This window comes from Lysobacter oryzae DSM 21044, assembly GCF_059568595.1.
This window is the reverse complement of the sequence record NZ_JCANTQ010000009.1, coordinates 31,834-58,702: the sequence shown is the minus strand read 5'-3', so window position 1 is coordinate 58,702 and position 26,869 is coordinate 31,834. Positions and strand designations below refer to the sequence as shown.

18 protein-coding genes are annotated in these 26,869 nt (G+C 70.0%); 6 read left to right on the top strand and 12 right to left on the bottom strand.

The features are described 5' to 3' along the window. Positions 1 to 23: 23 nt before the first annotated feature. Positions 24 to 1,508: a glucose-6-phosphate dehydrogenase gene (gene zwf, locus BP05_RS04070; RefSeq protein ID WP_496360751.1), complete on the bottom strand. Its 1,485-nt coding sequence runs from the start codon at positions 1,506 to 1,508 to the stop codon at positions 24 to 26. A 90-nt stretch (positions 1,509 to 1,598) separates the two neighbouring features. After that, a complete protein-coding gene (locus tag BP05_RS04065) occupies positions 1,599 to 3,209 on the bottom strand; it encodes an MFS transporter (RefSeq protein WP_496360749.1) in 1,611 nt (536 codons plus the stop codon). Between the two features lie 247 nt (positions 3,210 to 3,456). On the opposite strand from BP05_RS04065, the gene BP05_RS04060 reads away from it, so the two are divergent. Further along, positions 3,457 to 5,322 (top strand): monovalent cation:proton antiporter-2 (CPA2) family protein, encoded by a 1,866-nt coding sequence (locus BP05_RS04060; protein ID WP_496360747.1) that lies wholly within the window; start codon positions 3,457 to 3,459, stop codon positions 5,320 to 5,322. Positions 5,323 to 5,337: 15 nt separating this feature from the next. On the opposite strand, the gene BP05_RS04055 is transcribed toward BP05_RS04060, so the two are convergent. The 4 genes from BP05_RS04055 to BP05_RS04040 all read right to left on the bottom strand — a co-directional run bounded on the left by BP05_RS04055 (position 5,338) and on the right by BP05_RS04040 (position 11,509). After that, positions 5,338 to 8,601, bottom strand: a complete 3,264-nt coding sequence (locus BP05_RS04055) for an ankyrin repeat domain-containing protein (RefSeq protein ID WP_496361502.1) — start codon at positions 8,599 to 8,601, stop codon at positions 5,338 to 5,340. A gap of 94 nt (positions 8,602 to 8,695) precedes the next feature. Next, on the bottom strand, positions 8,696 to 8,965 hold the full coding sequence (locus tag BP05_RS04050; RefSeq protein WP_496360745.1) for a YcgL domain-containing protein: 270 nt from the start codon (positions 8,963 to 8,965) through the stop codon (positions 8,696 to 8,698). 112 nt (positions 8,966 to 9,077) lie between these two features. Further along, positions 9,078 to 10,091: a cytochrome d ubiquinol oxidase subunit II gene (cydB, locus tag BP05_RS04045; protein WP_496360743.1), complete on the bottom strand. Its 1,014-nt coding sequence runs from the start codon at positions 10,089 to 10,091 to the stop codon at positions 9,078 to 9,080. Continuing rightward, positions 10,088 to 11,509 (bottom strand): cytochrome ubiquinol oxidase subunit I, encoded by a 1,422-nt coding sequence (locus BP05_RS04040; RefSeq protein WP_496360741.1) that lies wholly within the window; start codon positions 11,507 to 11,509, stop codon positions 10,088 to 10,090. Before BP05_RS04040 ends, cydB begins: the two co-directional genes overlap by 4 nt. 208 nt (positions 11,510 to 11,717) lie before the next feature. Here BP05_RS04040 and BP05_RS04035 point away from each other — a divergent pair, with 208 nt between their 5' ends. The 3 genes from BP05_RS04035 (at position 11,718) to hemF (ending at position 16,803) form a co-directional block, all read left to right on the top strand. Then, positions 11,718 to 13,307: an FAD-dependent oxidoreductase gene (locus BP05_RS04035; protein WP_496360739.1), complete on the top strand. Its 1,590-nt coding sequence runs from the start codon at positions 11,718 to 11,720 to the stop codon at positions 13,305 to 13,307. Between the two features lie 112 nt (positions 13,308 to 13,419). Beyond that, complete coding sequence (locus BP05_RS04030) at positions 13,420 to 15,780, top strand: prolyl oligopeptidase family serine peptidase (protein ID WP_496360737.1); 2,361 nt, start codon at positions 13,420 to 13,422, stop codon at positions 15,778 to 15,780. Between the two features lie 87 nt (positions 15,781 to 15,867). Further along, positions 15,868 to 16,803: an oxygen-dependent coproporphyrinogen oxidase gene (gene hemF, locus BP05_RS04025; RefSeq protein WP_496360735.1), complete on the top strand. Its 936-nt coding sequence runs from the start codon at positions 15,868 to 15,870 to the stop codon at positions 16,801 to 16,803. 7 nt (positions 16,804 to 16,810) lie between these two features. On the opposite strand, the gene BP05_RS04020 is transcribed toward hemF, so the two are convergent. Both BP05_RS04020 and polA read right to left on the bottom strand, forming a co-directional pair. Beyond that, on the bottom strand, positions 16,811 to 17,314 hold the full coding sequence (locus BP05_RS04020) for a DUF421 domain-containing protein (RefSeq protein ID WP_496360733.1): 504 nt from the start codon (positions 17,312 to 17,314) through the stop codon (positions 16,811 to 16,813). A 504-nt stretch (positions 17,315 to 17,818) separates the two neighbouring features. Further along, positions 17,819 to 20,578, bottom strand: coding sequence for a DNA polymerase I (gene polA, locus BP05_RS04015; protein ID WP_496360731.1), 2,760 nt, complete (start codon positions 20,576 to 20,578; stop codon positions 17,819 to 17,821). Positions 20,579 to 20,702: 124 nt separating this feature from the next. Between polA and BP05_RS04010 the strand changes: the two genes are divergently transcribed. Next, positions 20,703 to 20,999, top strand: a complete 297-nt coding sequence (locus BP05_RS04010; protein WP_496360729.1) for a DUF2782 domain-containing protein — start codon at positions 20,703 to 20,705, stop codon at positions 20,997 to 20,999. A 128-nt stretch (positions 21,000 to 21,127) separates the two neighbouring features. On the opposite strand, the gene BP05_RS04005 is transcribed toward BP05_RS04010, so the two are convergent. Further along, positions 21,128 to 21,496 carry an HU family DNA-binding protein gene (locus BP05_RS04005; protein ID WP_496360727.1) on the bottom strand — a complete coding sequence of 123 codons (369 nt, stop codon included), beginning with the start codon at positions 21,494 to 21,496 and terminating at the stop codon, positions 21,128 to 21,130. Between the two features lie 171 nt (positions 21,497 to 21,667). Continuing rightward, positions 21,668 to 23,854 carry a DNA helicase II gene (uvrD, locus tag BP05_RS04000; RefSeq protein ID WP_496360725.1) on the bottom strand — a complete coding sequence of 729 codons (2,187 nt, stop codon included), beginning with the start codon at positions 23,852 to 23,854 and terminating at the stop codon, positions 21,668 to 21,670. Positions 23,855 to 23,951: 97 nt separating this feature from the next. Here uvrD and BP05_RS03995 point away from each other — a divergent pair, with 97 nt between their 5' ends. After that, a complete protein-coding gene (locus BP05_RS03995; RefSeq protein WP_496360723.1) occupies positions 23,952 to 24,905 on the top strand; it encodes a M61 family metallopeptidase in 954 nt (317 codons plus the stop codon). Between the two features lie 18 nt (positions 24,906 to 24,923). Here the strand turns inward: BP05_RS03995 and BP05_RS03990 are convergent, their stop codons facing one another. After that, on the bottom strand, positions 24,924 to 25,562 hold the full coding sequence (locus BP05_RS03990) for a TIGR00645 family protein (protein WP_496360721.1): 639 nt from the start codon (positions 25,560 to 25,562) through the stop codon (positions 24,924 to 24,926). Between the two features lie 142 nt (positions 25,563 to 25,704). Continuing rightward, complete coding sequence (locus tag BP05_RS03985) at positions 25,705 to 26,757, bottom strand: saccharopine dehydrogenase family protein (RefSeq protein WP_496360719.1); 1,053 nt, start codon at positions 26,755 to 26,757, stop codon at positions 25,705 to 25,707. Between the last annotated feature and the right edge of the window lie 112 nt (positions 26,758 to 26,869).

The window sequence follows — 26,869 nt, the reverse complement described above, 5'->3', positions numbered from 1 at the left end:
GCAGGTGGTGGCCGCCATGCGTTTCAGTCGCGCCAGCTGTGGCCGTGCCGTTCCGCCATCGCCACCGCGGCGGCCGGACCCCACGTGCCCGCAGGGTACGGGCGCGGCGTCACGTCGGCGTGGCGCCAGCCGTCGTAGATCGCGTCGATCCATTGCCACGCCGCTTCGGTCTCGTCGCGGCGCACGAACAGCGTGCCGTTGCCTTCGATCGCGTCCAGGTACAGCCGCTCGTACGCGGGGCGGCGGCGGATCGCGGCGAATTCCTCGTGCATGTCCAGGTCGAGCCCGACCCGCGACAAACGCACGCCGCCGCGGTCCAGGCCCGGCGTCTTGCTCATCAGCTTGAGCTCGATGCGCTCGTCCGGCTGCAGCCGGATGGTGAGCGCGTTGGGCTCGAGGTGCGCGCCGGTGAAGATCGAATGCGGCACGGCGCGGAACTGCAGGTGGATCTCGGTGCTGCGCGCCGGCATGCGCTTGCCGGTGCGCAGGTAGAACGGCACGCCCGACCAGCGCCAGTTGTCGACGTGGGCGCGCAGGGCCACGAAGGTCTCGGTGCGGCTGGGCCGCCCCAGCTCATCGAGGTAGCCCGGCGCCACCTGGCCGGCGACCGCGCCGGCGGTGTACTGCCCGGCCACCGTCTCGGTCAGCACGTCGTTGCGGCCGATCGGGCGCAGCGACTGCAGCACCTTGATCTTCTCGTTGCGCACCGCCGACGGTTCGAAGTGCGCGGGCGGCTCCATCGCGGTCAGGCACAGCAGCTGCAGCATGTGGTTCTGCACCATGTCGCGCATGGCGCCGGAATGGTCGTAGTAATCCCCGCGCCCTTCGACACCGACGGTCTCGGCGACGGTGATCTGCACGTGCTGGATGTGGCGCGCGTCCCACAGCGGCTCGAACAGCGCGTTGCCGAAGCGCAGCGCGAGCAGGTTCTGCACGCCTTCCTTGCCCAGGTAGTGGTCGACGCGGAACACCCGGTCCTCGTCGAAGAAGCGGGTGACACCGTCGTTGATCGCGGTCGCGCTGGCGAGGTCGTGGCCGATCGGCTTTTCCAGCATCACCCGGGTGCCGTCGCCGGCCAGGCCCATGCGTCCCAGCGCCTCGCAGATCGGCGCGTAGAAGCGCGGCGCGGTGCTCAGGTGGTAGACGACGTCGCCCGCGGCTTCGCCGCGCATCGCGCGGATGCGCGCGCCGAGTTGTTCCAGCGAGGCCGCCTCGCCGGTATCGGCGGCCTGGTAGTCGATGCGTTCGAGCAGCGCCTGCAGCGTGGCCTCGTTGCATTCGCCGGCCATCACGTTCCGGCGGATCGCCTCGCCGACCTGGGCCCGGAAACCGGCCGCGTCGATCTCGGTGCGGCCGGTGCCGAGGATGCGCATCGCCGCCGGCATCAGGCCATCGGCCTGCAGGCCGTACAGCGACGGAAACAGCATCCGCTGCGCCAGGTCGCCGGTGGCGCCGAAGATCACCAGCAGGGAGGCAGGCGTGCGCATCGCAGGGGCGGTAGGGGGCATCCGGACAGCCTAATACTGCGGTTGTCCACGCAGATGCTGCAAACGATTACAGCGCGCCGCGGGATTCGGGCCATTCACCCGCGTTGCCGCCTACCGGGACAGCGCTTCCTGGATGTCCTCCAGTCCGTGGCCGCGCGTTTCGATGCCACTGCGCAGGAGCATCACCCCAGACAGCGCCATCGGCACCGCGATCAGCAGCGCGGACCAGGCGAAGTGGCCGAAGAAGCCGAGCACGCCCAGTCCCGCGCCGAGGATGCCGCCGAACTTGGAACTGGCTGCGATGACGCCCGATCCCGTGCCACGCAGATGCACCGGATAGATCTCTGCCGCGTACGGGATCAGCATCGCGATCACCCCGCTGATGCTGATCAGCAGCGCCGCCGTCGCCACCACGGTCAGCGCTTCGGATCGCAACTGCAGGGCGCCCATCGCGAAGAAGGCGAGCAGCGAGAGCGTGGTGAAGCCGATGAACACCACCAGCGACTTGAAGCTGCTCCAGCTATGGTAGAGCCAGATCACCAGCGCGATGCCCGGCAGCGCATAGAGCGCCGACTTCGCCAGCAGGGTGCTGGCCGCCTTGGGGTCGACGCCGAGTTGGGTCAGGTTGACGGGCAGCCACAGCAGGAAGCCGAAATTCGCCAGGCCCCAGGCGAGCCCGCACACCAGCAATCCCCACGTGATCGATGCGTGGCGTCCGCGCAACAGCTGGCGCGCACCCGCGACGGGATGCTGGTCGTCGATCTTCGGTGCGCCCGGGTGCTGCGCGTCGTCCAGCTCGACCGCGTCGGCGGAAGCCCCGGAGAACTTGCGCAGCACCGCGCGGGCCTGGTCGCCCAGGCCCGCGTTGGACAGGAAGCGTGGCGATTCGGGAATGAAGCGGTACAGCACCAGGATGATGGCGCCGGTCGGGAGACCGAGCAGCCACAGCACGCGCCAGCTGAACATCGGCTCGAGCATGGCCGCGGCCCCCGCGGCGAGCAGGTAGCCGGCGGAAGTGCCGATGCCGCCCAGCGCAACCAGCAGCCAGCCGCGGTGCGCGGCCGGCACGGTTTCAGCCATCAGGGTGAAGGTGATTGGTAGCAGGCCGCCGGCCGATGCGCCCATCAGGAAACACATCGCCAGGTTCCAGCCGAACGCAGGCATGGCACCGCAGATGGCCGTGCCCATGAACATCAGCGCGCCCAGCAGGATCGCGGCACGCCGCCCGAAGGAATCCGCGACCCGCCCCCACACCACTGATCCAACGGTCGTGCCGGTCAATGCAACCAGCGCGAGCAGGCTCGCCGTCGGCTTGGGGATCTGGTACTCGCTGCTCATGCCCGGCATCACGAAGCCGAGCGTCGCAGGCTTCATCACGTCCACGGCCAAGGCAACCACCAGCACGCCGACGAGTTTCCAATGTTCGATGTTGAGCGGCACGCCATCGGCAACGTGGAAGTGCAGGTGGCGGGCGTCGCCGTGCAGCGCCTGCTGCATCTGCGCCAGCCGGGGCATCAGCCCGTAGGCGGCGAATGCCAGGCCCACCGGAATCGCGGCCATGCCCGCGAGCATCCAGCGGTCCATGGGCATGCCGACCATCTGCCAGTGCGTGTATTGCCCCATCAGGAACATGGGCGCATGCGAGAACACGCCCCCCACGATCAGCAGGCAACCGAACCAGAACGCGATGGGATGGTGGAAGGAAAGACCGTTGGGCTGCATGGGCGGCTCGGAAGGGAAGATGTCAGGCCGACGCAAACCACGCAGGCAGGGCCGGATTCTGGCCGAGGTTGCCGCACCCGGCCAGTGCGTGTTCGCCGCAATCGCCCGCCACGCGAACGCGGCGGCACCGGTCGGAACCAGCAAGGCCCGCGGCACTGCCCTGCGCGTCCCCATGGCCGCGCTGCCTCCGCGCGGAGCGGAAGCATGGCCAGCCGGGGCCGCATAATCCCCGCAACGGAGGTGCAGCATGCACAGCGGTGGGCTCGAACTCGCGTTGGTCTTCCTGCTGGCCGCGGTGATCGCGGTGCCGGTGTTCCGGCGCTTCGGCCTGGGCGCGGTGCTGGGTTACCTCGCGGCCGGCGTCGCGCTGGGCCCGCACGGCATCGGCGTGATCCGCAACGCCGACCGCGTGCTGACCGCCTCGGAGATCGGCGTGGTCATGATGCTGTTCGTGATCGGCCTGGAACTGTCGCCATCGCGCCTGCGCGTCATGCGCAAGCCGGTGTTCGGCGCCGGCGGCCTGCAGGTGCTGCTGAGCGGATTGGCGCTGGCCTTCGCCGCGATGCTCGGCGCGAGCCTGCTCGGCGATGCGACGCTGCTCAGCGCCTTCGACTGGAAGGCCGCGCTGGTGGCCGGGCTGGGCCTGGCGCTCTCGTCGACCGCGGTCGGCCTGCAGCTGCTGTCGGAGCGCAAGGCGCTCGCCAGCGAACACGGCCGCCTCGCCTTCGCGATCCTGCTGTTCCAGGACCTCGCGGCGATCCCGCTGCTCGCGGCGATCCCGCTGCTGGGCCACGCGCACGCGCAGGGCGGCGAATCGATCGGGTTGGCCGTGCTCAAGGCCGTAGTGGCGATCGCGGTGGTGGTGCTCGGCGGCCGCATCGTGCTGCGGCACCTGTTCCGCGTGGTCGCGCGCACACGGATGCCGGAAGTGTTCACCGGCGCCGCGCTGCTCACGGTGCTGGGCGCGGCCTGGGTGATGGAACTGGCCGGCCTGTCCGCCGGCCTCGGCGCGTTCCTGGCCGGCGTGCTGCTGGCCGACTCCGAATACCGGCACGAACTCGAGTCGCAGGTGGATCCGTTCAAGGGCCTGCTGCTCGGCCTGTTCTTCATGGCCGTGGGCATGAGCATCGACGTGCAGCGCGTGCTCGCCGAGCCGCTGCTGATCGCGGCGATCGTGCTGGGCTTCATGACCATCAAGTTCGTGCTGCTGCTCGCCGTCGGCTGGCGTCCGGGCGGCCTCAACCGGCGCGAGGCGCTGCAGCTGGCCGCCGTGCTCGCGCTCGGCGGCGAGTTCGCCTTCGTGGTGTTCGGCGAAGCGGTGAAGGCCGGGGTATTCGACAACGCGCTGCGCGACCGCCTGGTCGCCGCCGTCGGCGTTTCGATGGCGCTGACGCCGGTGCTGGTGATCGCGGTCTCACGGCTGCTGGCGGCACATCCGGTGGCGAAACCCAAGCGCGCCTTCGACGCGATCCCCGATGGCCACCCGCAGGTGCTGATCGCCGGCTTCGGCCGCTTCGGCCAGATCGTCGCGCGCCTGCTCGCCGCGCACCGCACGCCGTTCATCGTCATCGAGAACGACATCGAGCAGGTCGACTTCTCGCGGCGCTTCGGCAACGTCATCTACTACGGCGATCCGGCCAAGCCCGACCTGCTGCGGTCGGCCGGCGCGGCCGGGGTGAGGGTGTTCGTGGTGGCGATCGACAACCAGGAGGCCAACATGCGCACGGTTGAAGTGATCCGCCGCCTGTATCCCGAGGCCACCGTGTACGCGCGCGCCCGCGACCGCCGCCACGCCTGGGACCTGATGGACCTGGGCGCCAAGGTGATGCGCGAGACCTTCTATTCCAGCCTCAAGCTGGGCGAGCAGGTGCTGGTGGAGCTGGGCGTGCCGGCGGAAACCGCGCGCCTGCATGCGCAGCGCTTCCACGAACACGACGAGCGCCTGCTGCACGCGCAGTACCAGGTGCGCGACGACGAGGACGCGCTCAAGCAGACCGTGCAGGAAGCGCGACGCGAACTGGAAGACCTGCTCAACGCCGACGCGGGCGAAGGCGTGCTCGGCGACATCGTCGCCAGCCGCAGCGGCCGTGAGGGCGCAAGCGCCGGCAGCTAGCCGGCGCTTCGGGATTCAGCGATCGCGCAGGAAGCGCGCCATCGACACATCCTGGCCCGGCGCCACCGGTACCGGTGCCAGTTCCGCGGCGATGTCGACGAAGCCGCGCATCACCGCGATCTCGCGCGGCGTGCGGTTGAGCGAGTCGCGCTGCGAGGGATCGGCGCCGGCGCGCAGCAGCTTCAGCACCATGCGCATCAGCCCGTGCAGCGCGGCCAGGTGCAGCGGGCCGAAGCCGCGTGGATCCTGCGCGTCCAGGCGCGCGTCGTGGTCGAGCAGCTGGTCGATGCCGGCCATCAGCACGTCCTCGTCCGCGGCCGAGCCCGGCTCCGCACGCGCACCGAGCAGCAGCAACAGCGGCGTGGCGCCGGCGGCCGGCAGGTCGGCTTCGGCGCCGGCCAGCAGCAGGGTGTCGAGCAGCGCGACCAGGCGCGCACGCTCGCGCGCGGTGAAGCCGAACATCGCCGCGCAATGCAGCGCGGTGCGGCCCTGCGCGTCGGTGGCATGCACGTTCGCGCCGGCCGAGAGCAGGCGCGCGGCCATGTCGGGCAGGCCGAGCGCGCAGGCGACCATCAGCACGGTCAGTTCGCCCGGCAGGCGCTGTTCGAGCGACACGCCGGCCGCGATCAGGCGGTCGACCACTTCGACGTGGCGCATGCTCACCGCCGCCGACAACGGGGTGGCACCGGAATTGGCCGCCAGTTGCGGATCGGCGCCGCGCGCCAGCAGCAGGTCGACCACCGCGCGATGGCCACCGCCGGCGGCACGCAGCAATGCGCTGCAACCCTGGCTGTCGGCCGCATCGACCGGCAGGCCGAGGTCGAGCAGGCGCCGCACCGCGTCGGCATCGCCGACGATCGCCGCGGCCGGCACGTCCGGCGCGCGCAACGGGCGCTTCGGCAGCGGCCAGCCGCGCCAGTCCAGCCAGTCGGCGAGATCGCGGCGGCCCGAGGACAGCGCCACGCCCAATGGAGTCTGGCCGTCGGCCGCGAGCAGGTCGGGAGCGGCGCCCTGCGCCACCAGACGCTTCAGCATCGCCTCGCGGCCGAGGGCGGCGGCCAGGTGCAGCGCGCTCATGCCGTGGCTGTCGCGGCCGTCCAGGCTGACGCCGATCGCGAGCAGGCGATCGACCAGGCGCGACCAGCCCAGGCGCACCGCCAGCGCCAGTGGCGGATCGCCCGCGGGCGACGGCGCGAACGGATCGGCGCCACGCTCGAGCAGGTCGAGGGCGAAGTATTCGAGTCCGCGCGCGGCCTGTTCGCTGGCCGAGCACGCCGCGAGGAAACGGGCGAGGCCGCCGCTGCCGGCGGGCGACACGCCGCGGCGCAGCAGCGCCTGCAATGCCGGCAACGCGGACGGGCCGCGGGTGAGCAATGCGAACAGCGGGGTGTCGCCGTGCGCATCGCGCACCTGCGCATCGGCGCCCCACAGCAGCAGGCGTTCGACCTGCTCCGCGCTCGGCGCGGGCGGCTCGTCGTGCAGCAGCGCGCCCAGTTCGGCCGGGCTGAGCAACTGCGCCAGGCCGCTGAGTTCGCCGCCGCGACGCTCGTGCAGGCCTTCGCGCAGCAGCGCGGCCGGCGCGCGATCGGGCAGCGGCGCATCGGCCGACTCGGCGGCATCGCTCACCGCCGAGGGCAGCGGATAAGCGCGGTCGAGCGCGGCCACCAGCGCCCAGCGGCCCGCTTCGGCGGCGCGGTCGATGGCGCGCTTGTCGTCGAAGTCGCGCGCGTCGGGATCCAGGCCCAGCGACAGCAGGCGTTCGATCAGCGCGGGCGTGGCGTTCTCCGACATCGCCGCGAGCATCAGCGCGCCGCGTCCGTGCGCATCCACCGCGGCGGCTTCGGTGACGCCGCCCTTGGGCAGTTGCGCGAGGAGGCGCTCGAGCACCGCGAGGCGGCCGCCGCGCGCGGCTTCCAGCACCGGCGTGCGGGCGAGGCGATCGGCCGCGGCGGCATCGGCGCCGGCCGCCAGCAGGGCTTCGACGATCTCGCCGTGGCCGGCGTAGGCGGCCTCGTGCAGGGCGCTGCGGCCGTGCGCGTCGCGCGCATCGACCTTGGCCTTCTGCTTCAGCAGCAGCTGCACGCCGGCGGCATCGTCTTCCTCGGTGCCGGCGGCGGCGAGCAGCGCCGGCTGGCCGCCCTTGGGTTCGGGCTTGGCGCCGCGCTCGAGCAGGAACTTCGCCAGCCGCCAGTTGCCCGCGGCGCAGGCGACGCCCAGCGGCGAAAGTCCGTCGACGTTGAGCACGTCGATTTCCGCGGCGGCATCGCGCAGCAGCGCGGCCACGCCCGGATCGGAACTGCGCGCGGCGTGGTGCAGTGCGGTGTTGCCGTCATGGTCGACCGCACGCGGGTCGGCGCCGTTGGCGAGCAGGGTCATCACCGCATCGGGACGGCCGTGCCAGCTGTCGCGGGTGGCGGCGAGCAGCGGCGTCATGCCCGCATGCGCGGCATTGAGGTCGACGCCGTGGGCGATCAGCGCGCGCAGCAGGCGCAGGTCGGGCAGCACGGCGGCGAGCACGGCGAGGCTGCGCTGGTCGCGCTCCTCCTGCGGCGGCGGCGCGTGCACGTCGGCGCCCGCGTCGATCAGCTGCAGCGCCTGTTCGACGCGGCCGGCGCGCGCGGCCGAATACAGTTCGGTTTCCAGCGGCAGCTCGCCGAGCGGCACTTCGCCGGCGCTCTCGGTCTCGGCATCGATGACGTCGGCGGCGTCGGGCAGGGCGTCGGCGGGCGCGGTGCGTTGCAGCAGCCAGTGCAGCAACGGCGACGCCAGCGCCAGGCCGGCCGCCAGCGACCAGCGGGCCGGCGCCGCGAGCAGCGCGGGCCAGGCGAGCAGGACGACTGTTCCCAGCAGGATCGCGACGATCGCCGCCACGCCAAGCCCGCGCCAGGCACCGGCATCGAGTTCGCCCAGTTCCTGCCAGTGCCGCGCTGGTTCGCCGCCTTCGGTTTCCATCCCATGCCACAGCGGCCACAGGCGCCACAGCCCCAGCAGGAGCAGGCCGGCCACCAGGCTCAGGCCGAGCGCCGCGGTCAGCGAGCCGCCCGCGACCAGCGCCGCGAGCGGCCAGGCGAGCACGACCAGGGCGACCACGGCCGCCGCGCCCCACAGCAGGGCCAGCCGGCCGCCTTCCTGCAGCAGCGCGCGCGGTTCCACGAGCCCGCGGCCGCGCCACTGCGCGATGGCCAGGGCGAAGGCCGGTTGCGCCAGCACGGCGGCGATCGCCGCCACGCCGCCCAGACCGGACACGGCCGCGAGCACGACACCCGCCGCCAGCGCCATCCAGGTCAAGCCCCGCCCCGGCGCGCGGGGCGGTGCGACCGGCGCAGCAGGCGCATCGGCCGCAGCGGGTGCGTCGGGCGTCGCCGTCGTGGCCTCAGGCATCGGTACCCCAGTCCTCGGTCATCGGGTCCTCGACCGTCGGCGGGAATTGCAGGTGGAAGCCGCGCGCGGCGAGGTTCTCGCGCACTACGGCCACGTCTTCGCGGGCGAGCTTGCGCTCCGGCGTCAGCGCCAGTTCCAGCACGAACTGCAGGTTGCCCAGCTGCGAGCGCAGTGGTTCGGGCAGGCGCGCGAAATCGTCGCGGGCGCGCAGGTACACGTAGGTGTCGGCTTTGCGGAGGCTCTTGTAGACGTAGGCTTGCATGCGATCGGGGGACGGACTCGCCGCGTGACAACGGACACAGCATAACCGCCCCAACCGTGCGGGCAACGCGCGTTCAGGCATTTTTTCAGGGCGTTCGCAGCCGGCCCCGCGCTCAGTGGTAACCGGCGTCCGCCGCGACCTTGCCCTTGAACACGCTGTACGACCACCACGTGTAACCCAGGATCGCCGGCAGCAGCACGACCAGGCCCACCGCGACGAACCCCTGCGACGACGGCGGCGACGCCGCGTCCCAGATCGTCATGTTCGGCGGCACGATGTTGGGCCAGATCCCCAGCACCAGGCCGGCGAAGCCGAGCGCGAAGAAGCACAGCGTCAGCACGAACGGCGCCGCGTCGCGTCCCTGCCGCATCACCGCCTGCCAAAGCGCGAACGCATTGAGCAGCGCAAGCAGCGGCACCGGCGCCAGCCACCAGAAATTCCCGCCTTCGAACCAGCGCGCCATGATCCGCGAGTCCAGGAACGGCAGCCACGCGCTCACCAGGCCCATGAACGCGACCACCACCAGCACCAGCGGCCGCGTCAGCGTGCGCGCGATCGCCTGCATGCGGCCCTCGGTCTTGAGGATCAGCCAGGTGCTGCCGAGCAGCGCATAGCCGAACACGACCGCGACGCCGGTCAGCATGGAGAACGGGCTGAACCAGCCGAACGCACCACCGACGTACTTGCCGCCCTGCAGCGGCATGCCCTCGACCAGCGCCCCGAGGATCACGCCCTGCGCGAACGCGGCGAACATCGAGCCCAGCGCGAACGCCGCGCCCCACGCGGGCTTCCCGCGCGTCGCCTTGAAGCGGAACTCGAAGGCGACGCCGCGGAACACCAGCGCGATCAGCATCAGCAGCACCGGCAGGTACAGCGCGGACAGCACCACCGCGTACGCCTTGGGGAACGCCGCGAGCAGGCCGGCGCCGCCGAGCACCAGCCAGGTCTCGTTGCCGTCCCAGATCGGCGCGGCGGTGTTCATCATGTGGTCGAGCTGGTGCTCGTCCTCCGCGAACGGCGCGAGGATGCCCAGGCCGAGGACGAAGCCGTCGAGCAGCACGTACATCAGCACGCCAAAGCCGATCACGCCGAACCAGATCACCGGCAATACGGTCACCCAGTTCATGGCGCGCGCTCCGGCGTGGCGTCGGTGGGAGTGACGTTGCCCACCGACAGCGGCCGCGCCGGGGTGCGCTCGCCGCCGTCGCTCGCGGGCATCGGTTCGTGCGGCTGCGGGCCCTTGCGGATCAGCTTGAGCAGGTACCAGATGCCGGCGCCGAACACGGTGACATACACCGCGGCGAACACCAGCAGCGACGCCAGCACGCTGCCGGGCGCGAGCGTGGGCGTAACCGCCTGCGCCGTGCGTAGCAGCCCGTACACCACGTAGGGCTGGCGGCCGATTTCCACCACGTACCAGCCGGCGAGCAGCGCGACGAAACCGCTCAGCGTCATCGCGCGCCAGCCGTTCAACAGCCAGGCCGTGTCGTACAGGCGCCGGCGTCGCCATTGCCACAGCGAAGCCAGCACCACCACCAGCATCAGCGTGCCGAGCCCGACCATCGCGCGGAAGGCGAAGAACACCGGCGCCACCGGCGGACGTTCGTCGGCCGGCACCGCCTTGAGCGGCTGGATCTCGCCATCGAGCGAATGGGTGAGGATCAGGCTGCCGAGCCGGGGCACCGCGAGCTCGTAGTCGTTGCGCTCGGCCTGCTGGTTGGGCAGCGCGAACAGGACCAGCGGCACGCCCGCGCCCTTGGCGCCCTGCTCCCAGTGCCCTTCCATCGCCGCCAGCTTGATCGGCTGGTGCTCGCCGACGTTGAGGCCGTGCTGGTCGCCGACGGAGATCTGCACCGGCACCGCGATCGCCGCGAACACCACCGCGAGCTTGAGCATCCTGCGGGCGGCATCGAGATGCACGCCGCGGCGCAGGTAGCCGGCGCTGACGCCGCCGATCACGAAGCAGGTGGTGATGAACGCCGCCAGCACCATGTGCGCGAGGCGGAACGGGAACGACGGATTGAACACGATCGCCCACCAGCTCGCCGGCTCGAACACGCCGTCGGCGGTGAGCGTGTAGCCCTGCGGCGTCTGCATCCAGCTGTTCGCCGAGATGATCCAGAACGTCGAGATCAAGGTGCCCAGCGCGACCATGCAGGTGGCGAAGAAATGCAGCTTGTCGGAAACGCGCCTGGCGCCGAACAGCATCACGCCGAGGAAGGTGGCCTCGAGGAAGAACGCGGTCAGCACCTCGTACGACAGCAGCGGCCCGAGGATGTTGCCCGCCTTCTCGCTCAGCACCGCCCAGTTGGTGCCGAACTGGAAGCTCATGACGATGCCGGACACCACGCCCATGCCGAAGGACACGGCGAAGACCTTGAGCCAGAAGAAGTAGAGGTCGCGCCAGACCGGATCGCGCGTGCGCAGCCAGCGGAATTCGAGGAACGCCAGCCAGCTGGCGAGGCCGATGGTGAAGGCCGGGAACAGGATGTGGCAGGAGATGACGAATCCGAACTGGATCCGCGAGAGCAGCAATGCATCCACGCGACGCCTCCGCGGCACGTGGGGTGCGCCGCGGCTGCATATTCTGCGCCGCGATCGCGGTCGCGAACAGGCGCAGATGCGCTCGCGGGAAACCGGAGCAGCCCCGGCCGGCCCTTCCCGGCGGGCCACGGCGCATGGACGCCGGATTCACCCATGCGCGCGCACGCTTTCCACATCGGTCTGCGCACCGTGGGCGAAGGAGTGCGGCATGTCGCTCGACATTGGCTTCGATGGCGGCAGCATCTCGCTGTGGATGGACACGGCGACGGCGCCGGAACTGGCGCCCCTCACCGCCTCGCAACGCGCGCAGGTGTGCGTGATCGGCGCCGGCATCGCCGGGCTCACCACCGCCTACCGCCTCGCCGCGATCGGCAAGGACGTGGTGGTGATCGACGAGCGCGGCCTGCGCGGCGGCCAGACCGCGCGCACCACCGGGCACCTGTGCAATGCACTGGACGACCGCTACTTCGAGCTCGAACAGCTGCACGGTCCGGCGCGCGCGCGGCTGGTGGCGCAGAGCCACGGCGCCGCGATCGACATGATCGAGGCGATCTGCACCGTCGAGCGCATCGACTGCGGTTTCGCCCGCGTGGACGGCTACCTGGTACAGGGCGTCGGCGACGCGCGTGCCGGCATCCTCGACCGCGAATACCACGCGGCGATCCGCGCCGGCCTGGATTGCGAGCGCGTGCCGGGCGCACCGGGCGCGCTGGCGGAGTTCGGCGACGCGCTGCGCTTCCGCAAGCAGGCGCAGTTCCATGTGCTGCATTACGTGGCCGGCCTGGCGCGCGCCATCGAAGCCGCCGGCGGGCGCCTGTACCGGGCCAGCGCCGTCCACGTCGAGGGCGGCCAGGAGGCGCATGTGATGACGCGCGACGGCCTGCGCATCGACTGCGAGGCGGTGGTGGTCGCCACCCACGTGCCGTTCAACGACCGCCTGGTGCTGCACACCAAGCAGGCCGCCTACCGCAGTTACGTAATCGCCCTGCGCATCGGCAGCGGCGCCGTGCCCGACGCGTTGCTGTGGGACACGCTGGACCCGTACCACTACATCCGCACCGCGCGCACCGATGGCGTGGACTGGCTGCTGGTGGGCGGCGAGGACCGCAAGGTCGGCCAGGACGACCATCCGGAACGCCATTTCGCCGAACTCGAACGCTGGACGCGCCAGTACTTCCCGATGGCCGGGCCGGTGGCCTATCGCTGGTCCGGGCAGATCATCGAACCGGTCGACGCGCTGGCCTTCATCGGCCGCAATCCCGGGCGGCCGCGCAACGTGTTCGTGGCCACGGGCGATTCCGGCAACGGCCTCACCCACGGCACCATCGCCGGCCTGCTGATCGCCGACCTGGTCGAGGGCCGTACGTCGCCGTGGCGCGAGGTCTACGCCCCCGATCGCCGCACGCTGCGCGCCGCCGACGACTACCTGCGCGAGAACCTCAACTTCGTGCCGTACTACGGCGAGCTGGTCAGCGGTGGCGACGTCGACGACAGCAGCCTGATCGGCGCCGGCGAAGCGGCGATCCTGCGCAACGGCCTGCACAAGGTCGCCGCGTGGCGCGACGACGAGGGCGAACTGCACCTGCATTCGGCGGTGTGTCCGCACCTGGGCTGCGTGGTCCACTGGAATGCGGCCGAATGCAGCTGGGACTGCCCCTGCCACGGCTCGCGCTTCGACCCACGCGACGGCGCGCGCCTGAACGGCCCGGCCGACCGCGGCCTGGCGCCGATCATCACCACGCTGCCACAGCGTTTCGGTGGCGCGTCGCGGCGCGAGGCGCCGCGCGCGACCCGCTAGCGCCTTGCCATTCCTGCGCATTGGCGCGGCCCGTGGCGGTTCATGACCTTTGGCCCGGTCCCCGGCGGACACGGCTGCTACCCTGCCGCCGGTCTTTCCAACTGCCCTTGCCATGCGCCGACTGCTGCCGCTTCCCGCCGCCCTGCTGCTCGCCACTTCCGCCTTCGCCCAGACCCCGCTGACCCTCGACCAAGCCATGGCCGACCCCGATTGGATCGGCCCGCCGGTCGAACAAGCGTGGTGGTCGTGGGACGGCAAGCAGGTGCAGTACCTGCTCAAGCGTGACGGCGCGACCGTGCGCGATACGTATCGCCAGTCCATCGAGGGCGGGGCCGCAACGAAGGTCGATGGCGCCGCGCGCGCCGAGCTGGATGCCGCCAATCCGGCGTTCGACATGGCGCACGCGCGCATGGCCTTCGTGCGCAGCGGCGACATCTTCGTGCGCGACCTGCGCAGCGGCGCGCTCACCCAGGTGACGCGCACCGACGCCGCCGAGGCGCTGCCGCAATGGAGCCGCGACGGCAACCTGGTCTTTCGCGTCGGCAACGACTGGTACCAGTGGCGCGCCGGCGTGGGCGTCAGCCAGGCCGCGCTGGTCAAGGCGGAAAAGGATCCGGGCGCGCCGCCCAAGGCCGACGACCTGCGCGAGCGCCAGTTGCGCATGATCCGCACGCTCCAGGACGACAAGGCCCGCCGCGACGCCGCCCGCGTGCAGGAGGAGCAGTGGCGCAGCGCGGATCCCTCGCGCGCGCCGCGGCCGGCGTACCTCGGCAGCGACGTGACCATCGTCGACAGCCTGCTCTCGCCCGACGCGCGCTGGCTGCTGGTGGTGACCACCGCGAAGGACGCCGACGCCGGCCAGGCCGGGAAGATGCCCAAGTACGTGACCGAATCGGGTTACGAGGAATTCGAGGAAACGCGCACGCGCGTCGGCCGCAACGCGCCGGTGCCGCAACGGCTGTGGCTGGTCGACGTCGCCGCGGCCAAGGTCAGCGAGCTGAAGTTCGATGCCCTGCCCGGGATCAAGGAAGATCCGCTCGCCGCGCTGCGCAAGGCCGCGAAGAAGGACCCGCTCAAGGCCAACCGCGACGTGCAGGTGCTGACCAGCGGCGACAACAGCGGCCCGCCGTCGATCCGCTGGAGCCACGACGGCCGCAGCGTCGCGGTGATGGTCCGCGCGATCGACAACAAGGACCGCTGGATCGCCACGGTCGACCTCGCCAACGCGAAGCTGCTGCCGCGCCATCGCCTCACCGATCCGGCCTGGATCAACTGGGGCTTCAACGATTTCGGCTGGACCCCCGACGGCCAGCTGTGGCTGCTGTCGGAACAGAGCGGCTACTCGCACCTGTACCTCAGCGACGGCGGCACGCCGCGCGCGCTGACCTCCGGCAAGTGGGAGGCGTCCGCGCCGCAGCTGTCGCCCGACGGCAAGACCTTCTATTTCCTGTGCAACCGCAAGTGGCCGGGGGACTACGAGGTCTGCGCGGTCGACCGCGGCGGCAGCGTGCGCGAGCTCACCAGCCTCGACGGCGTCGAGGATTTCGCCCTGTCGCCCGATGGCCGCCAGTTGCTCGTGCGCCATTCGCGCAGCTACCTGCCGGCGCAGTTGTCGGTGCTCGGCGTCGACGGCGGCAACGCACGCCAGCTCACCGACACGCGCAAGGACGCTTTCAAGTCACGCGAATGGATCCAGCCCGAATACGTGCAGGTACCGAGCAGGCACGGCGCCGGCACGGTGTGGGGCAAGTTCTACGCACCGAAGACGCTCGAAGCGGGCAAGAAGTACCCGATCGTGATGTTCGTGCATGGCGCCGGCTACCTGCAGAACGTGTTCGCGCGCTACCCGAATTACTTCCGCGAGCAGATGTTCCACAACCTGCTGGTGCAGAACGGTTACATCGTGCTCGACCTCGACTACCGCGGCTCCGAGGGTTACGGCCGCGACTGGCGCACCGCGATCTACCGCAACATGGGCCATCCCGAGCTCGAGGACTACCTCGATGGCCTGGACTGGCTCGCGGCGAACAAGCAGGGCGATCGCGACCACGCCGGCATCTATGGCGGCTCCTACGGCGGCTTCATGACGTTCATGGCGCTGTTCCGCTCGCCGGGGACGTTCAAGGCCGGCGCGGCGCTGCGCCCGGTGTCCGACTGGTCGCAGTACAACCACGAGTACACCAGCAACATCCTCAACACGCCTGAACTGGATCCGGAGGCGTACAAGGTGTCCTCGCCGATCGAGTACGCCGACAAGCTGCAGGACAACCTGCTGATCGCCCACGGCATGATCGACGACAACGTGTTCTTCAAGGACTCGGTGATGCTGACCCAGCGCCTGATCGAACTGCGAAAGGACAAGTGGGAGATCGCGCCGTATCCGCTGGAGCGGCACGGCTTCACCCACCCGGACTCGTGGTACGACGAGTACCGGCGGATCTTCGAACTGTACGAGCGCACGCTGAAGCAGTAGGCCCGGACCGCCAGGCCATCCGCATGGGCGCCGCTGTCGGCGCCCATGTTTTTTTGGCGCACTCAGGGTGCCCGGTAGAATCGCCGCATGAGCAACGCCCCGCCCCCGTCCGATACGGACTTCGCCACCGTCCGCGGTTACCTCACCGGCCTGCAGGACCGCATCTGCCAGGCGATCGAAACCGCCGACGGCGGTGCGCGCTTTGCCGAGGACGTCTGGACGCGTGCGGAAGGGGGCGGCGGACGCACGCGCATCCTGCGCGACGGCGCGGTGTTCGAGCAGGCGGGGATCGGCTTTTCCGACGTCTCGGGCACCAAGCTGCCCCCGTCCGCGAGCGCGGCGCGGCCGGAGCTCGCGGGCGCCTCGTGGCGCGCGGTCGGCGTGTCGCTGGTGTTCCACCCGCGCAACCCCTACCTCCCCACCACGCACGCCAACGTGCGCCACTTCCGCGCGATGCGCGACGGCGAGACCGTGGCCTGGTGGTTCGGCGGCGGCTTCGACCTGACCCCGTTCTATCCCTTTGACGACGACGTGCGGCACTGGCATCGCACGGCGCGTGCCCTGTGCGAGCCCTTCGGCGGCGCCGCGCGATACGCCGCGCACAAGAAATGGTGCGACGAGTACTTCCTGCTCAAGCATCGCGGCGAGACGCGCGGCGTGGGCGGACTGTTCTTCGACGACCTGCACGACGATTTCGACCGCGACTTCGCCTACATGCGCGCCGTGGGCGACGGCTTCCTCGATGCGTACATGCCCATCGTCGAACGCCGCCGCGACACGCCGCACGGCGAGCGCGAGCGCCAGTTCCAGCTGTACCGCCGCGGGCGCTACGTCGAATTCAACCTGGTGTTCGACCGCGGGACGCTGTTCGGCCTGCAGAGCGGCGGCCGCACCGAATCCATCCTGATGAGCCTGCCGCCGCTGGTGCGCTGGGAATACGGCTACGCGCCGGAGCCGGGCAGCGCGGAGGCGCGACTCGTGGACTACCTGCGCCCGCGCGATTGGCTCACGGAGCTGGGCTGAGCGGAACTCAGTGCGCGCCCGGTTCGCGCGGTTGACGCTCGGCGCGCGGAACGATGGTGATATGGCCGTCGGTTTCGAGTTCGGCCAACTGGATGTCGTCCACCTCGGACACACCCGCTTCGCGCATCGCCTTGTCGAAATCCGCCCGACTGACCAGTTCGCGCTTGAGCACGCTCCGGAACACATGCCCGTCGCGCACCAGCACCACGGACTCACCCTCGACGAGCCTGCGCACCGCCGGGACCCGCGCCGAGAGGAAAGCGACGCCGTAGTTGAACGCAATCAGGCTGACGGAAAGGATCACGGCCGCGGTCAGCGAGTTGTCGCCGCCGTTCATGCCGTTCTGGACGGCGTTGCCGATGAGGATCAGCAGCACCAGGTCGAACGGCGTGAACTGCCCCACCGCACGCTTGCCCGACAGCCGCACGAGCACCATCACCACCACATAGACCAGCACCGCGCGCAGCACGAACTGCCACCACGGCATCGACATCGAGAACAGTTCGGACATGCGCCCCCCGGCGTTGGTGCGCCATTGTGTTCCCCGCGCGTGAGCGCCGCGCAAGGCCCCAAGCGCTCGATCCTGGCTGCGTTGGGGGCGGGCTGGAGCACGGCGCCGGTCCATCGGGCGGGCTCGGATGCGCCGGGCAAAACGCAGGCAATAAAAAGCCCCGCAGGCAGGGGGGGCCGGCGGGGCTGGAGGAGCGGGGCCTGGGGAGGGGCCGTCGCTCCCGGGATCACTCCAGGGGAGGGAGAGATCAGCGACAGGCGTTGCACCTGTCGCGAGCAATAAGACCACCCTTCACATGGATAGTTCGTGAAGAGGAAGGTTAACGATTTGTTGGGTTCAGGATGGATTCATTGCGACAACTTCTGCAAACATCGCTGAACTGGCGGGCGTCGGCGCGTTACGGCAGCGAAACCGGCACCGCGTCCGGCGTTAAGCCACTCGATCACCCGGTCAGGTGTCTTCTTATCGCGGCCGCCCCGCCTTCCGGCCTGCGTTGGGGCGCCACTAGTGCGCCTGGCCCCAGTTGTCGCCGACCCCACTATCGACCACCAGCGGCACCCGCAGTTCCGCCGCGGCCGCCATCCGCTGCGGCACCTGCGCGCACAGGGCGTCGACGAAGCCTGCATCGACCTCGAACACGAGTTCGTCGTGCACCTGTAGCACCATCAGCGCGCGATCGCGGTAGGCCGACAGCCAGGCATCCACGTCGACCATCGCCCGCTTGATGATGTCGGCCGCGGTGCCCTGCATCGGCGCGTTGATCGCCGCGCGTTCCGCACCCGAGCGCAGGCCCTGGTTGCGGGCGTTGATGTTCTCCAGGTACAGGCGTCGGCCGAACACCGTTTCGACGTAGCCGCGATCGCGCGCCTGCTGGCGCGTGCGCTCCATGAAATCGCGCACGCCCGGGTAGCGGGAGAAGTACAGGGCGATGTAGTCCTGCGCCTCGCCGCGTGCGATGCCCAGGTTGCGCGCGAGACCGAAGGCGCTCATGCCGTACATCAGGCCGAAGTTGATCGCCTTCGCGGCGCGGCGTTCGTTCCCGCTGACCTCGTCGAGCGCCTTGCCGAAGACTTCCGCGGCGGTGGCGCGGTGGATGTCGGCACCGGACTCGAACGCGCGCAGCAGGCCCGCGTCTTCGGACAGGTGCGCCATGATCCGCAGTTCGATCTGCGAGTAGTCGAACGAGACGATCTTGCGCCCCGGCGGCGCGATGAAGGCATCGCGGATGCGGCGGCCGTCGTCGGTACGGATCGGGATGTTCTGCAGGTTCGGATCGTTGGAAGCGAGTCGTCCCGTCGCCGCACCGGCCTGGTGGTAGCTGGTGTGGACGCGGCCCGTCTCCGGGTTGACCATCTCCGGCAACTTGTCGGTGTAGGTGCTGCGCAGCTTGGCCAGGCCGCGGTAATCGAGGATCACCCGCGGCAACTCGTGCAGATCGGCGATCGCTTCGAGCGCCTCTTCATTCGTCGATGGTTGTCCGCTCGGCGTCTTCACCATTGCCGGCAGCTTGAGCTCGTCGAATAGCAGCTGGCCCAGTTGCTTGGGCGAGTCCAGGCTGAAGCTGCGCCCGGCCAGCTCGGTCGCCTTCTGTTGCGCGACCAGCATGCGCTTGCCCAGGTCGTTGGACTGCCGGCGCAGTTCGTCCGCGTCGATCAGCACGCCGTTGGCTTCCACGCGCTCCAGTACCGGCACCAGCGGCATCTCGATCTCGCGGTAGACGCGCTCCAGGGCGGGCTCCGCGGCGAGCCTGGGCGCCAGCGCGCGGTGCAGGCGCAGCGTCACGTCCGCGTCTTCCGCGGCGTAGCAGGTCGCATCCTCGATCGCCACCTGGCTGAAGGAAATGGCCTTCGCGCCCTTGCCCGCCACCTGCTCGTACTTGATGGTGTCGTAACCCAGGTAACGCTTGGCCAGCGAGTCCATGTCGTGGCGCGTGGCCGTCGCGTTGTAGACGAAGCTCTCCAGCATGGTGTCGTCGGCGTAGCCGCGAACCTCAATGCCATGGCGGCGCAGCACGTGCAGGTCGTACTTGCCATGCTGGGCGATCTTTCTTTTTGCCGGATCGGCGAACAGCGGCTTCAGCGCGGCCAGCACGCCCTCGCGTCCGAGCTGCGCCGGCGCGCCCGGGTAGGTATGGCCCAGCGGCAGGTAGACGCCGTGGCCGGGCTCGACCGCGAAGCTGATGCCGACCAGTTGCGCGCGCATCGGATCGAGCGAATCGGTCTCGACGTCGAAGGCGAAGGCCTCGGCCGCCTGCAGCTTGGCGATCCAGGCCTGCAGCTGCGCCGGGTCGACGATGCATTCGTATTGACCCGGCGCCGACAGCGCGGGGTCGATCGGCTCGACAGCGGTGTTGCCGCGCGCATAACCGGCCGCGGTGCCGCGCACGCTGATCTTGCCGGCGTCCTCGGCCACGCTGCCGGGCCCTTCGAGCTCGCGCAATGCCTGCTTGAAGCCGTAGCGCGCATACAGGCGGCGCAGCGCTTCGGTGTCGCGCGGTTGCAGCACCAGGTCCTGCGGCCGGTAGTCCAGGGCGACGTCGGTCTTGATCGTGGTCAGGGTGCGGTTGAGTGGCAGCCGCGGCAGCGCGGCGCGCAGGTTCTCGCCGATCTTGCCCTTGATGGCGTCCGCATGCGCGATCACGGCGTCGAGCGTGCCGTACTCGCCCAGCCATTTCGCCGCGGTCTTGGGCCCGCATTTGTCCACGCCGGGTATGTTGTCGATGCTGTCGCCCATCAGCGCGAGGAAATCGACGATCTGGTCGGGACGCACGCCGAACTTCTCGACCACCGCCGATTCGCCGTCGTAGCGGCTGCCGCTCATGGTGTTGACCAGGGCGATGCCGGGGCGCACCAGCTGGGCGAAGTCCTTGTCGCCGGTCGAGATCGTCACTTCGATGCCGTCGTCCGCACCCTGCATGGCGAGCGTGCCGATCACGTCGTCGGCTTCCACGCCGCCGATGCGCAGGATGCGGAAGCCCAGCGCCTGCACGATCTCGCACATCGGCTCGACCTGCGCGCGCAGTTCGTCCGGCATCGCCTTGCGGTTGGCCTTGTACTCGGGATAGAGCTCATCGCGGAACGTCGGCCCCGGGGCATCGACCACGAACGCGATGTAGTCGGGCTGCTCCTTGAGGTGCGCGCGCAGCATGTTGACCACGCCGAACAGGGCGCCGGTCGGTTCACCGGCGTCGTTGCTCAGCGGCGGTAGCGCGTGGAAGGCGCGATAGAGGTAGCTGGAGCCATCGATCAGGACGAGTCGCTTCATCGCGGCATTCTACCCGGGGCGCCGTACGCGGCCGGCCGAGCGAACCGCGGCGACCGTGCCGGCCGCGGCGGCGGCTTCATCGCCGCGCGCGTATGCTGCGCGCAGTCCCCATGAGGAGCCCGCCATGCGCCCCACCCCCTACCTGATGGCCGCGCTTGCAGGCGCGCTGCTCGCCGGCTGCGCGACCATGGACACCGATCCCACCGCCAACCTGCAGGGCGCCGAAGTGACCACGCGCACGGTCGACGGCGACCAGATCGAGGAATACCGCGTGCAGGGCCAACTGCAGGTGGTCAAGGTGACGCCCAGGCGCGGCAAGACCTACTACCTGATCGATCGCAACGGCGACGGCCGCCTCGACAGCAGCAAGGGCGAAGGTCCGGTCTCGCCGGTGATGTGGAAACTGTTCGAGTGGAACTGATCCCCTAGCCGGTTGTTCCGGCGCGCCGGGCCCACTGCGCCGCATGCGGCCACCGCAGCTTGCGAAACCCCTAAAAAACAAGGCCCGCCGAAGCGGGCCTTGTCGATTGCATCAGCGTGATCCGGGGATCAGGCCGCAGCGTCCTTGAGCTTCTTCAGCGCGCGGACCTTGATCTTGACGGTGGCCGGCTTGGCGGCGAACCACTGCTCTTCCTTGGTGAACGGGTTGATGCCCTTGCGCTTCGGCTTGGCCGGCACGTTCACCACGTTGATCTTCAGCAGGCCCGGCAGGGTGAAGGCACCCGCGCCCTTCTTGCTGACCGAAGCGTGCACTGCGTTTTCCAGCGCGCCAATGACCGCACGCACGTCCTTCGCGGCGACGCCGGTCGATTCCGACAGGTGAGCGACCAGGCCGGACTTGCCCAGCACTTCCTTGATCGGCTTGACGGCGGCCGGCTTGGCGGCGGCCTTCTTCGGAGCAGCTTTCTTCTTCGCCATTGTTCTATATCCCCCGGATGGAGAGTTGGTTTGAGGTATGCCTGGAAAAACCCCTCGGCAAGCGGAATGTAGGGCACAAAAGCCGCGCCGCCAAGCGTCTTTTCGCACTTTTTTCGCTTTTTCCCCGGCGCGGCGACGGAAGGCGGCGCGCCACCGCCGGGAAAGCGCGGGTCAGGCGGGCTGCAGGTTCGACGAAGCGAGCTTCAGCCACTTGCTGCCGGCGTTCTCGAAGTTCACCTGCACGTTGGCGTAGGCGCCGCTGCCGACGAAGTCGGTGACCACGCCGCGCCCGTAACTGGGATGCATCACGTCCTGCCCCAGGCGGAACGCCGGCACGTCGATCGCCGCATGGCCCAGGTCGCGACGCGGCTGCGCGGCGTACACCGGCCGCGACACCTGCACCTTCGGCCGCACCTCATGCAGCAGTGCAGCAGGGATTTCGCGCAGGAACCGCGACGGCGTGCCGTACATGTCCATGCCGTGGATGCGCCGGGTTTCCGCGTAGCTGAGCACCAGCTTCTGCCGCGCGCGGGTGATGCCGACGTAGGCGAGGCGGCGTTCCTCCTCGACGCGGCCGGACTCTTCCGCGGACTTCAGGCTGGGAAACAGGCCTTCCTCCAGGCCACCCAGGAAGACCAGCGGAAACTCCAGGCCCTTGGCGCTGTGCAGGGTCATCAGCTGCACGCTGTTCTCGCCCGCCTGCGCCTGGCCCTCGCCCGCTTCCAGCGCGGCGTAGCTGAGGAACGCGACCAGCTCCGGCATCGCGGCGGCCTCTTCCTCGTCCTCGCCGCCGGTGAAGCGCGAAGCCACCGAGACCAGTTCGTCGAGGTTGTCGGTGCGCGAATCCAGCTGCCCGCGCGACTCGTTGGCGTAGTGCTCGCGCAGGCCCGAGCGGCCCAGCACGTGGTCGATCTTGTCCGGCAACGGCTTGGCCTCGACCTCGTTGGCCAGGTCATCGACCAGCAACAGGAAGCCGGCCAGCGCGTTGCGCGAGCGCGCCGCCAGGGTGCTGTCGCCGGTGATGGCGCGGGCGGCGTCCCACAGCGCGACCCCGTCGGCGCGCGCGCGCTTGCGCACTTCTTCCAGGGTGCGATCGCCGATGCCGCGGGCGGGCGTGTTGACGCTGCGTTCGAACGCGGCGTCGTCCACGCGCGAGGCGACCAGGCGCATGTAGGCCAGGGCGTCCTTGATCTCGGCGCGTTCGAAGAAGCGCATGCCGCCGTAGACGCGGAACGGGATCCGCGGTTCTTCCTGCAGCACTTCTTCGTAGGCGCGCGACTGCGCGTTGCTGCGGTACAGGATGGCGACGTCGCCGTAATCGCCGCCATCGCGCACCCACTGGCGGATGCGCTCGACGACGAAGCGGGCCTCGTCCATCTCGTTGTAGGCCGCGTACAGGTCGATCGCTTCGCCATGGCCGGTGTCGGTCCACAGCTTCTTGCCCAGGCGGTCCGGGTTGTGCGCGATCACCGCGTTGGCGGCGTCCAGGATCGTGCTGGTGGAGCGGTAATTCTGCTCGAGGCGGATCGTCTGCGCGTCATGGAAATCGCGCAGGAACCGCTGCATGTTCTCGACCTTGGCGCCGCGCCAGCCGTAGATCGACTGGTCGTCGTCGCCGACCACGAACACGTGCCCGCTGTCGCCCGCGAGCACGCGGATGAACGCGTACTGGATCGCGTTGGTGTCCTGGAACTCGTCGACCAGGATCTCGCGGAAGCGATGGCGGTAATGCGCCAGCAGCGCCGGGTTGTCGCGTAGCAGTTCGTGCGCGCGCAGCAGCAGTTCGGCGAAGTCGACCAGGCCGGCGCGGTCGCAGCGCTCCTGGTATAGCGCGTAGCAGCGGTGCATCACGTCCAGCCAGTCGTCGTTGGGCTCGGGCTGGATGTGCTGCGGGCGGCGGCCCTCGTCCTTCTGCGCGTTGATCCACCACACGATCTGCCGCGGCGGGAAGCGCGTATCGTCGAGTTCCAGCTGCTGCACCACGCGCTTGACCAGGCGCAGCTGGTCGTCGCTGTCCAGGACCTGGAATCCCTCCGGCAGCTTGGCTTCCTGCCAGTGCAGGCGCAGCAGGCGGTGGGCGATGCCGTGGAAGGTGCCGATCCACATGCCGCGCGCGCCGTGGCGCAGCAGGTGCTCGGCGCGCGCGCGCATCTCGCCGGCGGCCTTGTTGGTGAAGGTCACCGCGAGGATGCCGTGCGGCGGCACGCCGAACACCTCGTTGAGCCAGGCGATGCGGTGGGTGAGCACGCGGGTCTTGCCGGAGCCGGCACCGGCGAGAACGAGAAAGTGGCCCGGCGGTGCGCTGACGGCCTCGCGCTGGGCGGGGTTCAGCGCGTCGAGCAAATGCGAAACATCCATGCCGGCATTCTAGCGGGCACCGATGTCGCAGACTGAGAAAGGCCGGCTTCACGCGCGCGGCGGCACAGTGGCGGCAACTCCCGAGCGGGTTTCGCCCATGTCCGGATCGTCGCCGACCGCATGCCGCTGGGCGCTGCTGCTGCTCGTCTGGACCGGGGCCGCCGCGGCCGCCGGCGCGGCGCCCAGGTCGCTACGCGTCGACGGCGACGCGTTGCGCGACGGCAACCGGGTCCTGCACGTGCAGGTCGCAGCGGACATCCCCGCGGACCGCGCGCGGATGCTGCGCGGCTGGCTGGCGGAGTCCGCGCAGGCCACGCTCACCGCCTACGGGCACTTGCCCCTGTCCGACGCGACCGTGCGCATCAGCGAGGTCGATGGGCATGGCGACAGTCCGGTGCCCTGGGGCCAGACTTCGCGCCGCGATTCCGTAGCCGTGCTGCTGTACGTGCGCAGGGGCGCAAGCCTGGACGAACTGCGCGCGGACTGGACCGCGGTGCACGAACTCTCGCACCTGTTCCATCCCTACCTGGGCGACGACGGCCGTTGGCTGGCGGAGGGACTGGCGAGCTACTACCAGAACGTACTGCGCGCGCGCAGCGGCCTGCTCACGCCGGCCGAGGCCTGGCGACGCCTGGATGCCGGGTTCGGACGCGGCCGCCGCGAAGCCAGCGGCATGCGCCTGGACGAGCTCGCCGGCACGCGCCACGGCACCATGCGCGTGTACTGGGCCGGCGCGGCCTACTGGCTGGAAATGGACCTGGCGCTGCGCGCACGCGGCAGCAGCCTCGACGCCGTACTCGCGCGCTATGCCGACTGCTGCCTGCGCGGTACCGGCGAGGTCGCGCCGGCCGGATTCGTCGCGCAGTTGGACCGCATCGCCGGCGGCGACGCGTTCACGCAACGCTTCCAGCGCTATGCGGCCGCGCGCGCATTCCCCGATCTGGCGCCGGCATACGCGCAACTCGGACTCAGCGCGAGCGCCGACGGCTTGCGCTTTTCCGAACGCGCCGCTGCGGTGCGGCTGCGCAATGCGGTGATGGGCCGGCGCTGACGCGCGTGCCGCCCCGGTTCAGTGCGCGTGGGCGTGCTCGCGCCGGCTGGTGGTGCCGGTCATGAGCTTGTCGGTGTAGGCAATGCCGATCGCCGAGAGGATGAACAGCCCGTGGATGATCACCTGCCACATCACGCCGTCGGCGGTGATGGTGGTGCAGGCCTTGAGGTTCTTCGCCGCGGCCGCCATCGCCTGCGCGGCGGCGATGCCGTCGGGCGAACTGCACAGCGGCAGGCCACCGACCATGCCTACTTCGATGAAGCTCTTGAGCAGGTGGATCGAGGAGATGCCGATGATCGCCATCGCCAGCTTCACCTTGAGCACGCTGGCGTTGACGTGGCTGAGCCACTCGGGCTGGTCGGGATGGCCTTCCAGGCGCAGCCGCGACACGAAGGTCTCGTAACCGCCGACGATCACCATCATCAGCAGGTTGGAAATCATCACCACGTCGATCAGGCCGAGCACGATCAACATGATGTCCTGTTCGCTGAGCTTGGGCGTCTCGTGGATGAGGTGCCACAGCTCCTTGCCGAACAGGAACACGTACACGCCCTGCGCGACGATCAGGCCCAGGTACAGCGGCAGCTGCAGCCAGCGCGAGGAGAAGATCAGCGCGGGCAGCGGATTGAGGCGGGCATCGGAACGGACGTCGGACATCGGCGGGTGGCGGGAATCGGGGAGGCCGCAGGGTAGCGGCCGTGCATGGCGCTGCCAAGTCGCGGTGCTGGCGACAGGATGGGCAAAGCCCGCAAGCAGGTTTGCCTGCGCGTTGCGACGCGTTGCCCATCACCGCGGTGGGTCAGCGGCGCGGCTCGTCGATCGCAACACCCGGCAATTCCAGTACGTAATCCGCACCCATCAGCTGCGACGGCGTGTAGTAGCCGCCCGCGGGCGCCGGGTTGTCGAGGAAGCACTGCACGATGCCCAGCGATGCGGTCACTGTCAGCGCATAACCGTTCGGCGTGACCATGCGCCGCACCTGCGCACGACCGTGACCGCGCGCCTCGCCCCAGAAGTAGGCCTGGGTGTCCGCGCGGGTCTTTTCGTCCGGGCCGTGCACGCTGCGTTCGATCCGGCGCTTGAGCCAGCGCTGCACGGTCTGGGTGCGCAGCAGCGGCCCGAGGAGGCGCAGCCGGCGCAGGCGCGCGATCGTCTTCGGCGACGCAGTGGTGTAGACCTCGATGTCGGGAATGCCGGTGCTGACGTGCGCGGTGTACACGTCACCCCAGGGGATGGTCATCGCCAGGCGGTCGTTGCCATCGCGGGTGAACGTCCGCGTCTTCCACGCCAGGGGCACGCGCTTGAGTGCGCCGCCTTCGCGCACGCGCCCGCCTGCCCCGAGGCCTTCCACGCTGGTCTTGGCGGTGCCGGGGCTGAAGCCGCCACCGGCATCGAAGCCGAGCACCAGCGACGTCGCCCACGGGCAGTCGCGGTGCAACTGCGCGGCGAGGCAGTCGCTGGGCACCACGTCGAAGCCGACGCCGGGCGTGACCACGATCCCGGCCTCCTGCGCGCGCGCGTGCTGCGCATGGCAATGCGCGAACACGTCGATCTCGCCGGTGATGTCGAGGTAATGCGTGCGCGTGGCCAGGCAGCCTTCCAGCATCGGCGCACTGGTCGCGGAGAAGGGCCCCGCGCAGTGCAGCACCAGGCCGATGCCGCGCAGGCCTTCGCTGACGGCGCCCGGCAGGTCGAGCGTGAATGCGCGCCAGCGCAGGCCGAGTTCCTCGGCCAGCGCGCGCACGGGGGCCTCGCTGCGCCCGGCCAGCACCGGCTGCAGCCCGCGCTTGACCGCTTCGGCGGCGATCAGGCGGCCGGTGTAGCCATTGGCGCCGTAGATCATCCATTGCATGGGCACGTCTCCTGCGGCAACACGATGGCGGCGACGGCACGCCGCCGCCCCTAGAATCGCCATCCTACCCATCCACCGGAACCGCATCGCATGCGCTGGTCCGCTTTCCTCG